General features: G+C 43.1%; 15 protein-coding genes and 2 tRNA genes. 10 read left to right on the top strand and 7 right to left on the bottom strand.

Features of this window, described 5'->3' with window-relative positions:
- From DVY93_RS10305 to DVY93_RS10300, 3 genes are all read left to right on the top strand, one after another.
- Nucleotides 1–239 (top strand): transposase (locus DVY93_RS10305; protein WP_230710649.1); only part of this gene is annotated, 239 nt, incomplete at its 5' end.
- A gap of 155 nt (nt 240–394) precedes the next feature.
- A complete protein-coding gene (locus DVY93_RS12535) occupies nt 395–604 on the top strand; it encodes a restriction endonuclease (protein ID WP_442966519.1) in 210 nt (69 codons plus the stop codon).
- A gap of 167 nt (nt 605–771) precedes the next feature.
- On the top strand, nt 772–1089 hold the full coding sequence (locus DVY93_RS10300; protein WP_230710647.1) for a hypothetical protein: 318 nt from the start codon (nt 772–774) through the stop codon (nt 1087–1089).
- Nucleotides 1090–1217: 128 nt separating this feature from the next.
- On the opposite strand, the gene DVY93_RS10295 is transcribed toward DVY93_RS10300, so the two are convergent.
- The gene (locus tag DVY93_RS10295; RefSeq protein WP_045451621.1) at nt 1218–1538 is read right to left on the bottom strand and encodes a hypothetical protein; all 321 of its coding nucleotides are present in this window, start codon (nt 1536–1538) and stop codon (nt 1218–1220) included.
- Nucleotides 1539–1619: 81 nt separating this feature from the next.
- Between DVY93_RS10295 and DVY93_RS10290 the strand changes: the two genes are divergently transcribed.
- From DVY93_RS10290 to DVY93_RS10270, 5 genes are all read left to right on the top strand, one after another.
- Complete coding sequence (locus DVY93_RS10290) at nt 1620–1970, top strand: IS630 transposase-related protein (protein WP_230710646.1); 351 nt, start codon at nt 1620–1622, stop codon at nt 1968–1970.
- 40 nt (nt 1971–2010) lie between these two features.
- A complete protein-coding gene (locus DVY93_RS10285; protein ID WP_230710645.1) occupies nt 2011–2367 on the top strand; it encodes a transposase in 357 nt (118 codons plus the stop codon).
- Nucleotides 2368–2768: 401 nt separating this feature from the next.
- A complete protein-coding gene (locus DVY93_RS10280) occupies nt 2769–3179 on the top strand; it encodes an OsmC family protein (RefSeq protein ID WP_230710644.1) in 411 nt (136 codons plus the stop codon).
- 52 nt (nt 3180–3231) lie between these two features.
- On the top strand, nt 3232–3696 hold the full coding sequence (locus tag DVY93_RS10275; RefSeq protein WP_230710643.1) for a flavodoxin family protein: 465 nt from the start codon (nt 3232–3234) through the stop codon (nt 3694–3696).
- A gap of 59 nt (nt 3697–3755) precedes the next feature.
- The gene (locus DVY93_RS10270) at nt 3756–4412 is read left to right on the top strand and encodes a DUF938 domain-containing protein (protein ID WP_230710642.1); all 657 of its coding nucleotides are present in this window, start codon (nt 3756–3758) and stop codon (nt 4410–4412) included.
- A 144-nt stretch (nt 4413–4556) separates the two neighbouring features.
- On the opposite strand, the gene DVY93_RS10265 is transcribed toward DVY93_RS10270, so the two are convergent.
- Nucleotides 4557–5354: a dienelactone hydrolase family protein gene (locus DVY93_RS10265; protein ID WP_230710640.1), complete on the bottom strand. Its 798-nt coding sequence runs from the start codon at nt 5352–5354 to the stop codon at nt 4557–4559.
- Between the two features lie 474 nt (nt 5355–5828).
- Here DVY93_RS10265 and DVY93_RS10260 point away from each other — a divergent pair, with 474 nt between their 5' ends.
- Both DVY93_RS10260 and DVY93_RS10255 read left to right on the top strand, forming a co-directional pair.
- Nucleotides 5829–7916 (top strand): catalase, encoded by a 2088-nt coding sequence (locus tag DVY93_RS10260; protein WP_230710638.1) that lies wholly within the window; start codon nt 5829–5831, stop codon nt 7914–7916.
- Between the two features lie 185 nt (nt 7917–8101).
- A complete protein-coding gene (locus tag DVY93_RS10255; RefSeq protein ID WP_230710636.1) occupies nt 8102–8890 on the top strand; it encodes an MBL fold metallo-hydrolase in 789 nt (262 codons plus the stop codon).
- A 57-nt stretch (nt 8891–8947) separates the two neighbouring features.
- Here DVY93_RS10255 and DVY93_RS10250 read toward each other — a convergent pair.
- The 5 genes from DVY93_RS10250 to holA form a co-directional block, all read right to left on the bottom strand.
- A tRNA-Lys gene (locus DVY93_RS10250) sits at nt 8948–9023 on the bottom strand.
- Between the two features lie 159 nt (nt 9024–9182).
- A tRNA-Lys gene (locus DVY93_RS10245) sits at nt 9183–9258 on the bottom strand.
- 337 nt (nt 9259–9595) lie between these two features.
- The gene (locus DVY93_RS10240) at nt 9596–11593 is read right to left on the bottom strand and encodes a MacB family efflux pump subunit (protein ID WP_230710635.1); all 1998 of its coding nucleotides are present in this window, start codon (nt 11591–11593) and stop codon (nt 9596–9598) included.
- A gap of 116 nt (nt 11594–11709) precedes the next feature.
- A complete protein-coding gene (locus DVY93_RS10235) occupies nt 11710–13041 on the bottom strand; it encodes an efflux RND transporter periplasmic adaptor subunit (RefSeq protein WP_230710634.1) in 1332 nt (443 codons plus the stop codon).
- Nucleotides 13042–13257: 216 nt separating this feature from the next.
- A complete protein-coding gene (holA, locus tag DVY93_RS10230) occupies nt 13258–14334 on the bottom strand; it encodes a DNA polymerase III subunit delta (RefSeq protein ID WP_230710633.1) in 1077 nt (358 codons plus the stop codon).
- Nucleotides 14335–14417: the final 83 nt, after the last annotated feature.

Below are 14417 nucleotides of genomic sequence, written 5' to 3'. Positions count from 1 at the left end.
CTCTGTATAACAAGATGCTGTTTGCACTGGATTACTTTAAGTACAACATTAACAGCTGCATATTCTACGATTGGTGCAAACAAACACTGGTCCCAAGTCTTAAAACAAAATGCGTGATTGTCATGGATAATGCTCGATTTCATAAGAATAAGCGTATTCAAAAGCTACTGAACAGGCATGGTCATCGTATTTTATGGTTGCCACCGTACAGCCCAGACTTAAACCCTGAGCGAGGATAAAGCAAAGCACTGCTTTGCCCGAGTGCAAGACGAGAGCTGTGCTCGAGTGAGAAAAAATGGGCTCAGGTGAAGTTTCTACGCCAAGGCTGGATGGAGAATGATTTATCCAAATTGTTTTATGATATTTGTCCAAAGCATAACAGTTTTATTTTAAACTGACTATAGATATATTTGTCAAAACTAGATTTTTGGGTGAAAATATCACTTGGATTGTTGAAGCAAAATATTGGAAAAGCAAAGTAACTAAGGCTCAAGTATTGACACTAAGATCAATTGTAGATGATATAGGTGCAGACCGCGGGTTTATTATATCTGTAGCAGGATTTCAGAGTGGCGCTTTGAGGCAGCTAATAATACTAATGTAAAACTTAAAACCTTTGATGAATTGAAAATTGATACCAAGGGACTAATTGAAACTGAAATTTTAAAGACATATTATAAACGACTCTTACTTTTAGAAGATAGGTATTGGTCACACTCTAAGAGATTGAGAATTGAATACGGTCTTCGTCACGAAATTATGGATTTCTCAATGCAATTCACTGGTCAGCAATTATTAATGACAGCGCGAACAGCTATTATGGCGGCAGAAGAACGTAAATATCCTATACAGTTAGAATCTTTTTTAAAAGAACAAAAAGGTGAAAAAATTGCTCATAATTTTCAACAGCTCTCAATGTGGCTTAATCTTAATTTAAATCATTTTGAAGAGAAGCTACTGATGGCTGAATGGAAAATGTATAAAAATGGTGACTATAAACCCAATACGAGATATAGAACTAGTGATGATAAACAAACCACTACCCAAATTATGGCTGAGACAATCTATAATGTAGGAAAAGAACGATAAAAAATGCAAAAAAGGACATTTCTTACTTTATGTCCTAGTCGCAAACGTTATATAACTAACCAGTTACTATTTTAATGGTTGAGTTCTTAGATAGTATGAGTTTTTAAAACTAAAGAGTATTCTTGTGTTTACAAACCCTTTTTTGCTACTGCAAAGTTAGCACGCTTGAATAAGACGAAAAACTCTTCCAGTGTCAACTCTAAACTTGCATTAGACAAAGTAGTGCCAGAATTTTTAAACTCATCATAGCTCATATCTGTATAGCTAATATTTACCGTAAAATTTCTAGCTGTATTGCTATATGTTGCTTCAAAGCTGAATATAACTTCATTAGATTGAATGTATCCAGCATCTTTCACATAATCTGAAAGTGTTCTAATATCTGCATCATCAAATGCAGCTCCACCGACCCAGTCATTGTATTGAGTTGTAGCTATTTTATTTAACATTGTTAGTTTCCTAATATATAGTCAATCCCACTTAAAAGTGTTATAAACTAATTATCAAACCTAATTGTTATCATAAAGACCATGACTTACTCCCTAGATTTTCGAATGCAAGTACTAAAAAGCTTAGACGAGGGTATGACCTTTGCCGAGGCGGCTGAGTTCTATAATCTGAGCCCAACCACTATACAGAACTGGAAGCGGCGTGTTCATAGCAAAACAACCAGGCAAACCAAGCCCTATAAAATACCAGATGACGTGCTACTTAATGATGTCAAAGAGCATCCCGATGATTACCAGTATGAGCGAGCACGTCGTCTAAACTGTAGCAAAACAGGCATTTATCATGCCCTAAAGCGTCTTGGTATCAGTCAAAAAAAAGACCTTAGAACATCCAAAAGCCTGTCTGATAAAAAGAGCGGCGTATCAGAGTAAGCTTGATAACTTTAAACAGCAAGGCTATCCCATTGTCTATATGGATGAAAGCGGCTTTGAGCATGAGACCATCCGCTCTCATGGTTACGCGCCTATTGGTAAACCCTGTATTGATCGCTATAACTGGCAAGGTAAAAAGCGAACCAACGTTATCGGCGCTCTGTATAACAAGATGCTGTTTGCACTGGATTACTTTAAGTACAACATTAACAGCAGCATATTCTACGACTGGTGCAAACAAACCCTGATCCCAAGTCTTAAAACCAAATGCGTGATTGTCATGGACAACGCTCGATTTCATAAGAATAAGCGTATTCAAAAGCTACTGAACAGGCATGGTCATCGTATTTTATGGTTGCCACCGTACAGCCCAGACTTAAACCCTGAGCGAGGATAAAGCAAAGCACTGCTTTGCCCGAGTGCAAGACGAGAGCTATGCTCGAGTGAGAAAAAATGGGCTCAGGTGAAGTTTCTACGCCAAGGCTGGATGGAGAATGATTTATCCAAATTGTTTTATGATATTTGTCCAAAGCATAACAGTTTTATTTTAAACTGACTATAGTTCAATTTGAATAATTCATATGGAGGTTTATAGCTAAAATTTCAATATGATTTTAATGAACTTAAGTTTTTTATTTTAATGCATTGCTAAACATAAAATATTATTCAGAAAGCTGGAAGCGCATAACATTATATTTTAACCAAAAACCCAAAATTACTTAATATAGATCAGTGTTTTACCTACAGTATTTTAAAAAAACTGACAATCCAAAAATAATAAATATCAAAGGAGAAAATATGACAACCTCAAAAGTAACTTACCAAGGCGATCTACGTACCACCGCCATTCATCTGCAATCAAACAATGAAATCGTCACCGATGCGCCAACGGATAATCAAGGTAAAGGCGAAGCGTTTTCACCGACTGATTTATTGGCGACTAGCTTAGCCAGTTGTATGCTAACGATCATCGGTATCAAAGCGCGGGAGATGGGTATCGATATCGCAGGTACTACGAGCGAGGTGACCAAAGTCATGGCCGCTGAACCGAGACGTGTTAGTGAGATACATGTTACTATTACTTTTAATCAAGAATTAGATGATAAGACGCAAAAAATATTTTATAACACGGCGCTGACTTGTCCGGTTGCGAAAAGCATCCATCCTGATATTATGCAGAAGGTGACTGTTAATTCTAAGAGCTACTAACTTTAAGAACTACTAATTCCAGAAACTAGTAACCTCTATAATGGTGATTGATATGGCTACCAAAACCTTACTTATTGTCGCTCACGCACCGTCGCCCAATACCGAGAAGTTGGCACAAGCAGCTTACGATGGGGCCAATCATCCTGATATAGATATCAATGTCATTCTAAAATCACCGCAGGATACACAGCCCGAAGACGTAATCGCAGCCGATGCACTATTATTAGGCACGACTGAGAATCTTGCGTATATGGCAGGGCTGACCAAGGACTTCTTTGATCGCTGTTACTATCCCGTATTAGAAGAGAAACAAGGCATGCCATTTGCCTTGTACATTCGCGCAGGCCAAGATGGTACAGGTACCAAACTTGCGATGAAAACAATTACGACTGGGCTGCGTTGGGAGTGGATTCAAGAGGCGCTGATTTTACAAGGGGAGTGGCAAGAGGTATTTGCCGAGCAAGTCGAAGAGCTGGCCATGACACTAGCCGCAGGAGTAGAGGCTGGGATTTACTAGCATTAATGTTATGCGTTGTCTAATACTGCCAACGTTGTCTTTATTTATGGGTGGGATCAGTGCAAAGATTCAATTTGGGTAATACAGATGTAGAGCCGCGGGAGACACTGCCATTTTCTCAAGCTTGTGAGAATAATAAAGAGGCCATCTTAGCGGTATTAAAAACCGTACTGGCATCGTCTGCGCACGTCTTGGAGGTGGGATCAGGAACCGGGCAACACAGTGTGTACTTTGCACCGCATCTGCCACATTTGCAGTGGCAAACCAGTGATTTGGACAGCAATCACACGACTATCCGAGCTTGGCACAATGCCTATCCATCGACTAATTTGTCTCTGCCGTTGTCGCTTGATCTGGCAAAAAGCGATTTGCCTGTTAGCGTTACCCAGCCGTTGCCTTATGACGCTATTTTTACGGCCAATACCCTACATATTATTACTTGGCCATTGGTTGAGCGGTTATTTGCGCTAGCGGGTGACACATTGCCCATATATGGAAAGTTGATAGTATATGGCCCATTTAACGAAAAGGGACGCTATACCAGTGATAGCAATGCTCAGTTTGATCAATTGCTACAGCAACGAAACGCTGGTAGCGCTATTCGTGACAAAGAAGCGGTTATAGCATTGGCTGACAGTCACTATCTAACGCTAGTCGCAACTCATGCTATGCCTGCTAACAATCAACTGTTGGTATTTGAAAAGGTAGCTACCTAGTATTAAAACTCAGCTGTATTAAGTCTCTCATCGTACCTACTTTTTATTGATAAAAAGCACCGGCACCATAGCTTACATAGAACTGCTACAGTACCTGTGCTTCGTAAACATCACTATTTACCTTAGATAGAGTCAAGAAGTCTCTTATTTGTTAGGGTACTCATTCGCTAAAAAATCTAAATAACGGTTCCATGAGCGCTTATCCGCCCGAGCGCCGTATCTGTCGCTACCAAACACAGTAAAGGCGTGGGGCGCACCGCTATAGGTGATCATCTCATGAGGCACCTTGGCCGCCTCTAACGTCTTGCCTAAAGTCGCAAAGCTCTCTAAGGATACAGAGTCATCAGCAGAGCCATGGAACACCAAAATCTCTCCAGTAGTCTGATCATAACTTTGACCCGTTGGAATATCAAAGGCACCGTGGAAAGGGACAAAGGCTTTTTGCGGGAACCCTGAACGTGCTAGCTCTAACGCAACGGTACCCCCAAAACAGTATCCCATGGTAACGCCTTTACGCACATCATTACCTTGTAGTCGTCCTGCATTCAACGCTCCCTCTAGCAAGCGCCGCATTTTGCTGCGATCGTCATATAATGCGCCGGTTAGGCGTTTATTTTCCTCAACAGAAGTGGGGCGGATTCCTTGTCCAAACATGTCTGCCGCTAGGACGTTGTAGCCTTCAGTCGCTAGCATCTCAGCGCGTTTGCGTTCATAGTCTGTGAGTCCATCCCAATCATGAATCAGTAAAATAAAAGGGGCGTTGGGCTTATCCGCTTTGGCGTAATAGCCTTCGTATGCTTGGTCATCCACAGTATAGGTAACATTTTTGGTTGTAATGGCAGCAGCCGTTTGGCTGACGGTCAATGCCATCATGCTCACTGCAGCACTGATGATCAAAGAGGAGTAAGCACTTTTAGAGAGAAAACGCGGTGTTGATAACATAGTCGGTAGCCTTATGGTTTTATAAAAAAGATAAATATATGGCTAAAAACTATGTCCATTTTATTTATCAACGATGATTAGCACGTGTCCTCACTATGAATCATTTAGAAGATTATCGATTAAATGGAGAACACGGCCTAATTGCTCATAAAATCATACCGTAAAGAATAACTACATTACAAGATGCGATTGTTAAAAGTTATACGTCATTAAAAAACGTAACGTTCGCTTAATCCATGAATGTGTGCAAAGTTTAACCAAAAATCAACAAGGTTCACTATATAAAAAACTGAAATTTTGGTTAGTATAAGTCGCAGGCCTATTATTTCTTTTTGTTTTAATAATTGGTAACGCTGGAAGCACAGATAATAAAAGACATGTGAAGTCACAACTATCTCAAAGGATACTAAATCTGTGTGAGCACATTTTTGATGGTCTCAAAAAGACTATTTTACTCATTAGTAAGGATATTTTATGAAAAAGAATCTTGATCATAACGACCCCGCTAAAAATATGAATACGGAGCGTGGGAATGGAGGTGAACCTCACCAGCGTGCTGAAGGTGACACTCAAGTGTTAACCACGCAGCAAGGTGTGCCTATCTCTGACAATCAAAATTCTCTAAAAGCCGGAGACCGTGGTCCAACGCTGTTAGAAGATTTTGCCTTACGTGAAAAAATTACCCATTTTGACCATGAGCGTATCCCTGAACGTGTCGTTCATGCTAGAGGTAGTGCGGCTCATGGCTATTTTGAGCTGACCGAATCACTGGCAGAGTACACAACGGCCAATATCCTAACTGAAACTGGTAAGCAAACTCCGGTCTTTACCCGTTTCTCAACGGTAGCTGGTAATAAAGGCTCAAAAGATACACCGCGCGATGTGCGTGGTTTTTCCACTAAGTTCTATACGGACGAAGGCAACTGGGATTTAGTGGCTAACAACATGCCTATTTTCTTTATTCAAGACGCTATTAAATTTCCAGATCTCATTCATGCAGTAAAACCAGAGCCAGATCGCGGATTTCCACAAGCCGCCTCTGCCCATGACACATTTTGGGATTTTGTCTCTTTAACCCCTGAAACCATGCACAACGTTATTTGGCTGATGAGCGACCGTGCGTTACCACGTAGTTTTAGTATGATGGAAGGTTTTAGTATTCATAGTTTCCGTTTGATCAACAAAGAAGGTAAAAGTACGTTTGTACGTTTCCATTGGAAGCCAGTAGCAGGCGTGCAATCACTCATTTGGGATGAAGCGGTTAAAATTTCTGGCGCTGACCCTGATTATAATCGCCGAGATTTATTTGAAGCGATTGAAGCGGGTGATTACCCAGAATGGCAATTGGGCGTTCAGCTCTTCACTGAAGAAGAAGCCGATAAGTTCCCATTTGACCACTTAGATGCAACCAAGCTGATTCCAGAAGAGACCGTACCAGTGAAGATTATCGGTAAGCTGGTACTGAACCGTTATCCTGATAATTTCTTTGCAGAAACTGAACAAGTAGCGTTCTGTCCATCGCACGTACCACCAGGTATCGATTTCAGTAACGATCCTCTATTACAAGGTCGTCTGTTTAGTTATTTAGATACGCAGTTATCACGTTTGGGTTCACCAAACTTTGCGCAGATTCCAATCAATGCGCCGAAGTGTCCGTTTGCCAACAACCAAAAAGACGGTCATATGCAAATGCGAGTGCCAAAGACGCGTGCTTTATATGATCCACAGAGTCTAGATCCAGAAAGACCCCGTGAAAGTGAAGAGAAAGGCTTTAAATCGTTTGATGAACAACTGGATGATGGTGTTAAAGGTCGCGTAAGAGCAGAGAGCTTTGCCGATCACTATAGTCAACCGCGCATGTTCTATCGTAGTCAAACGCCAGCAGAGCAAGCCCATATCGCCACCGCTTATACCTTTGAGCTCAGTAAAGTAGATACACCACATGTACGTACACGTATGCTTGGACACTTGCGTCAGATCGATGAAGAGTTGGCTTCTCGCGTGGCTAAGGCGCTGGGTATGGAGCTACCAGAACCTGCTAATGCTGCGGCACCAGTACAAGATTTAGCGCTATCAGAACCGTTGCAAACGATTGGAAGAACACCTAAAACCTTACAAGGTCGCATGATTGGTATCTTGGTCGCAGAAGGCTCAAAACATAGCGAAATTAAGAAGTTTGAAGAAGCTGCTATGAAAGAGGGCGCACGAGTCAAGATTGTTGCACCTAACAAAGAAGTAGCGTTAGATGATGGTACGCGTATCCAAGCAGATGAGCGGGTATCAGGCGGACCGTCAGTGTTTTTTGATGCAGTCGTGAGTATTATTATGCCGGATCAAGCCAAAAAAATGGCCAAAGACAGTGCTACGTTAGATTGGTTTAATGATGCTTATGTACACTGTAAAGCGATTGCCTATTGCGGTGCGACAGATGAGTTTATTTTAAGTAAACTACCGGTCAAAAAAGATGCCTTTGTTACGCCACTGGCTGAACTCGATAGCTTTATTGATAATGCCAAACAGCGTTTATGGGAGCGTGAACCAAAGGTACGTGATTTGGCATAAGCGTTTTCTAACCCAACTTTACTCTTATCATAAAAAGACTCAGCCTAAGTGCTGAGTTTTTTTATGGATAAAAAATACATGAGGAGAGTAAAAACGATAGTCACAAGCGTTCACTGAAAAGGATTTATTTTGTACTGATCAAGGCTATACTAAAAATACAAATATAAGCCAGTCAGGGATGATGAATGAGTTCATGTGAAATTGTACGCTTAGAAGGATATATTCAAAGCACCTACCTTGCTGTGTATCCCAATAAGATATTATTGCTGGATGGTGGCTGTCGCCCTGATGTCGCGATGGTGCTAGACTACATCAGACTTACTTTACAAAGGCCGATAACGGACTTAAAAGTAGTCGTAGTCACTCACATGCACCCTGATCATGCAGGCGGCGCCCATAAATTTAGAGAAAAAACAGGCTGTCTGATTGTGTCTGCAGACAAGTCGCGTCAGTGGTACAGTGGTCTTGGTGGACGTGCCATGCACTTTGTGGATATGAATCTTGCTAACTACGTAGCAAGACGTCAAGGTCGATCTCTCACAAATCTATATTATCCAGCGCACCTCAAACCCGATGTTAGGGTTACAGAGGGTGAGTGTGTGCCAGAATTTGCGGACTGGCAGATACTTGAGACGCCAGGACATACTGACCGTGATCTCTCTTTATTTCACGTAACAAGTCGGCAGGTATATACGGCTGATTTGATTATTAAGCTGCGCCATAAATTCGTTGCCCCTTTTCCCATTTATGACCCTAAAATTTATATTAAGTCGCTACAAAAAATCAGAGAATTAAAACCTTCGATGGTGATGATGGCGCATGGCGGTGAGCTGGCCATAGATGAGGCAACTTTTGATAAGCTGATCGCCCAAGCGCCTAAGCATCCACGTACGATTAAAGATACCATTAAGCATAAGCTGCTGTGGCGCAAAGATGCTGACTTTAGCGTTTTTAAAAGACGCCGTAAAAAATAAAACAACAAACAGAAAAAAGCCCAGTCACTATCACATAGTGACTGGGCTTTCTAAATATGGTGGGCCGACCGCGACTCGAACGCGGGACCAATTGATTAAAAGTCAACTGCTCTACCAACTGAGCTATCGGCCCTGAGAAATATAAAAAAGCAGTGCTTTTTTAGTTTCGCAAGATAAACTTCCTTAAAGGGAGGTTTATTAAAACTAGACATTTAAACAATGTCTTAAAAACTTTAATTTATCCTGTTAATGCCGAGTAGGGCAAAACACATGATAAACGTCATACTAAATATGGTGGGCCGACCGCGACTCGAACGCGGGACCAATTGATTAAAAGTCAACTGCTCTACCAACTGAGCTATCGGCCCTGAGAAGCGTTAAAAAATTGCATGACAATTTTAGCTTCGCAAGATAAATTTCCTTAAAGGGAAATTTATTAAAACTAGACATCTAAACAATGTCTTAAAACTTAATGCTTTACATACTGAGTTATCAATAATAAAAGAGACAGTAAGCTTGCTTCAGCGTTTAAAGAGTTTGTATCCCTAAACGTGAGAGCACATTATATATATTATTATGACAATTACAACCCCGTATTATAAAAAAAGTGCAAATCTCACGTAAAAACCTGTCTTTTTTTAGGATTTCGTTATTATATCCCTTTTAAGCGCTTATATTCGGACCAAAAGCGTTAATCATTAGCAGCTAGTCTCTGGAAAGTGCTTCAACGGGATCTAATTTGGCGGCATTACGGGCAGGCAAGAAGCCAAAAATAACACCAATCAAAGTTGAGCAGACAAACGCGGCAATGATAGAGGTCGGTGAGTAAATAACTTTGAAACTATCACCGCCAACACGATTGATTAATTCGCCAACGGCAAAGGCCAAACCAATCCCAATTAAACCCCCTAAAATACATACCAAAACGGCTTCAATCAAAAACTGCTGCATGATATCGCTTTGGCGTGCACCGACGGCCATACGCACCCCAATCTCGTTGGTGCGTTCGGTCACTGATACCAGCATGATATTCATCACACCAATACCGCCGACCACTAAAGAGATGATAGCGATGGAGGAGATTAACAAAGTCATTGCCGTTGTAGTAGACTCAATGGTTTGGCGAATAGAGTCTGAGTTGCGTATACGAAAATCATCGGTGCCGTGGCGACTTTCCATCAACTGAGAGATGGCAGACTCAGCGGCTGAAGAAGATATGTTGTCATTAATGAGGGCGACAAAACTTTCAATATTATTGCTGCCTTTGATACGCGACATCATCGTGGTATACGGCATATAGAGGGTCGGTGAATCAACACTTCTACCAAAGCCACCATCATTGGGCGCAAGGACACCAATCACCCGACCTGGTACACTGCCTATTAATAAAACCTCCCCGATGGGATTGGCATTATCTGGAAAAAAGGTTTTTTTGGCATTGTCGTCGATAATAATGTCTTGCGTACGGCGTAACATACTTTGCTCATCAAAACCTTGGCCTTGAACCAAGGTCTCACCACTGACACTAAGATAATCTTGACCGACACCACTGACGCTAGCCGCTTCTTGTATGTTGCGATAGCGCACATTTAGATTGGCATCAAGCTGAGGACTCACACTGATGACATAGGGCTGGTCTGCGATCGCCTGAGCGTCTTGTGGGGTTAAGTTTTCATCATTGTACTGGCGTCTTGGGTCGCCATAAGGATAGCCGTCACTGACGGTAATGGTGTTGGTGCCAAGAGAGCTGATATTGGTCAGGATTTGCGCCTGTGAGCCTTTGCCTAGCCCTACGACTGATACGACTGATGCGATACCGATAATAATACCAAGCATGGTCAAAAGGGTGCGCATTTTATGAGCACGCATCGCTAGTAAAGACATTTTAAACGCTTCAAGTAGGCGATCGATAAAGCTACTAAAGGCGCTTTTGCGATTATTGTCTAAAATGGGCTCAGGTTGTATGTGGGTTTGCTGATAATGGTCGTTTTTATAATCGGCAATCACGTAGCCGTCTTTGAGCTCAATCACACGCTCGGCTTGCGCGGCAAGTTTTGGGTCGTGCGTGACCATGATGATGGTATGACCTTGATTGTTTAGGTCATGCAATATCTTCATAACATCGTCGCCAGACTTGCTATCAAGCGCCCCCGTGGGCTCATCTGCTAAGATAATATCACCACCGTTCATGAGCGCACGCGCAATAGACACACGCTGCTGCTGCCCACCTGAGAGCTGATTAGGACGGTTGTGGATTTTGTCTGCTAATCCTAAATCTGCTAACAGTTTTTCGGCGCGTTCGCTACGAGTTTGTCCATCCATACCAGCATACACCGCAGGGACAGAGACGTTGTCTTGGGCGCTAATATCGCCAAGCAAGTGATAACGCTGAAAAATAAAACCAAAATGCTCACGGCGTAGCTTGGCCAGCTCATCAGCGTCTAAGCGATTGACTGACTGTCCGTATATTTTGTATTCACCCGCAGTGGCTTGATCCAAGCAGCCTAAGATATTCATTAGGGTTGACTTACCAGAACCGGACTGACCGATGATAGCAACCATCTCGCCTTGATTGATGGTTAGGTCGATATCATGGAGCACGCGAATGGTTTGCTCACCTGCTTTAAACTCTCTGATTAGTCCTTTGACCTGCATCAATGGCACGTCTGCTGCAATACTAGGGCTTGGGTCTTTGGTACTCATTTACGCTGCTGCCTATATCAATACTGCTTATACAATTGCTGTTACAAAAAGTGAGAAAACGTTTATGTATTAAGGTACATGCACAAAGGTGAAAGCACAGTTTTTGTATTTAAGGATTAAAACGGTCTACCACCTTTGGGACCTTGTCCTTTCGCCGCACTCTCTTCGCTTAGTATCACCTCATCACCTTTGTTGAGACCGCTTAAGATTTCTACATTGACGCGGTTGTTAATACCCGTTTTCACGATTTGTTCAACCACTGAGCCATTCGCTTTTAAAACGCGAACTTTAGCCATTTTTGTGTTTGGATCATCGTTAGTGGCGGCTGTCTTTTGGGGCTTATCAAGGGGCTGCAGGGCAGCGGCAGGGATTAGTAAGGCATCTTTTGCTTGATTGATGACGATGTAAACCTGAGCCGTCATATCAATACGAAAGCGCCGATCGGTATTGGGCACCTCAATATAACCGACGTAATAAATAGCAGCGTCGGTTGAGCTGGTGTCGCTAATTTGTTCAGGAGCAGGCTCAATTGCTTTGAGTACAGCGTCAAATTTTTGATCAGGATTACCAATGATGTTGAAATAGACGGGCATACCAGCGCTGACATTGATGACGTCTGCTTCAGAAATTTGAGCGTTGATACGGACAGTGGATAAGTCTGCTAACGTCACGATAGTGGGGGCCGTTTGATTGGCGTTGACGGTGGTGCCTTGCTCGGTGGTAATCGATACCACGGTGCCTGATATCGGGGCACGGATCGTGGTGTAACTGAGGTCTTCTTCAGCAGTGCTGACGTTGGTTTGCGATTTGCGTAACGCGGCTTGCTGACTTTTGATATTGGCCTCGGTAGTAGCAATGGCGGCCTTAGCGGTATCGATAGCAGCACGAGCATTGGCAACGGCGGCTTTTGCGGTTTCAACGCTAGTCGCTTGCGTATCATACTCTTGCTGAGAGATGGCATCGATAGCGACTAAATCCTGCAAACGAGCAAAATCTGCCTGTGCTTGCTTTAGCTCAGATTGACGACTGGCAAGGTCGGCATAGGCGCTCTTTAAGCTGGCTTGGCGGCTTAACGATTCTGCTTGAGCGCTTTGTATTGCCGCTTGGCTTTGCTCAAGGCTGGCGCGTTCATTGCTTAAGTTATTTTTTTGTGTGACTTGATCGATTTGGGCAATCAGATCGCCTTGCTGTACCTCATCACCAACCTCAACGTAGAGGCGTTTCACTTCCCCTGAAACCTGAGCACCGACATCGACCGTGTTTAGCGCTTTGACTTTGCCAGACGCCATCACATTATTTTCGATATCGCCAATCTCAGCCGTTGCCGTTAAATAGTTGGGGGTGGTTTCTTTGGGTTTTAAGAAGGTATAGGCTAGCGCCCCTAGTGCTACGACAATTAAGGCGACGACTCCCCATTTAACAGCAGATTTTTTGCTCATTTTGCGCATGACAACTATCCAATCACAATTAAATCAAGTGTAGCTATAGTAGAGGCTTCACAGGCAAAAGGGAATGGTAATTAGTTTAAGAAAGGTTAAGGCAACGTCGGGGCGGTAAAAATATAGAAATGGGGTTGATGCTAACCCACAGACAGGGAAAATACAGTCAGTTGAAAGTAAAATCGATACATTGATATCATCGTGCGAATGGGAAAGTGGGCTGCATTATCTTGTGGTAAATAAACGCTTGCCCGCTAATTCAAGCGCCGCCTGTAATAACAACTCCCACGCGGGCTGGCGAATAAGACCTTTGATTGCTTGGTCACAGCGATACAGCAAGGCCGGCCATTCAGCAGTTTGCGCTTTTGATTGCCTGCGGCACGCTTGTTGGTACAAACCTTGTTTACTGCGCCAAATCCCAAGTGCTTGCGGGTCTTGACCGTCCATTAACTGCATAATTTGACGCATGTCTTTACTGATTGCCCAAAGCACTAAGGTGGTGGGTTCATCGGTGGCTTTTAGCTGAAACATAATTTTGGCAACTTGGGCGCTGTTACCTGTCAGCATGGCATCCGACAAATCGAACACGCTAAATTGAGCATCACTGACCAGCGCGGCTTGTAAGTCTTTAATGTCCAGCGCCACGTTTGTCGTAGGCGGTGTAAGCGGACTCGTCTCCTGTCTCGAGTCATCACTGTTGCCGACTAGCTGCGGGGCAAACAAATAAGACAGTCGCCATAGTGTCTGATAAGCACTAAGTAAATGGTGCTCGGTATGTGACATCAGCAACTGCCAAGCATCTTGAGACAGCTTTAAACCAAACTGCTGCGCTTGTATCTGTAACAGCTGCTGGCGCTGCTGCTCGTTGTACAAGTTACAGTCAATGACATGACCATATTGAGCAAAAGGAGCAAACCACTTGCTGCTCTGACTGCGCTTATCTTGTTTGGGTGTGAGCCATAATAAACTATGACTGTGCGCCCCTGTTTGGGCGTCCTGCGCAAAGCGCGTAAGCTCGGCAATGACCGCTTTATCAGGTTTGTGATTACCCGTCACAATTAAGGCACTGGCATCGTCAAATAAAGACTGACTCCCCAGCTCTGACAGTACCTCTTGCCAGCTCTTAACCGATATCAGCTCTATACGCTTGATCGCGTAATTCTGCGCCCGCCAATGTGGCCGCATGGCATCGATAAGCCACTGACTCAGTAATGGCTCATCACCATGCGCTAGCCACAAACCAGCGACCGCAACGGAGGGTTGCAGCAGCTTTGGATAGGCCTTTATAAAAGTATCTTGCATAGAGTGGGGGTACACAGATTGGTGAGCGTGTCATACCAATCTCAAAAATATGATGAGCGCTGTCAAACTCGTTTAGCCTACTA

Origin of the sequence: Psychrobacter sp. CCUG 69069 (assembly GCF_021023115.1) — a bacterium.
GTDB lineage: Bacteria > Pseudomonadota > Gammaproteobacteria > Pseudomonadales > Moraxellaceae > Psychrobacter > Psychrobacter namhaensis.
The sequence above is the reverse complement of the archived record's forward strand: the minus strand, read 5'-3'. Positions and strand labels throughout refer to the sequence as shown.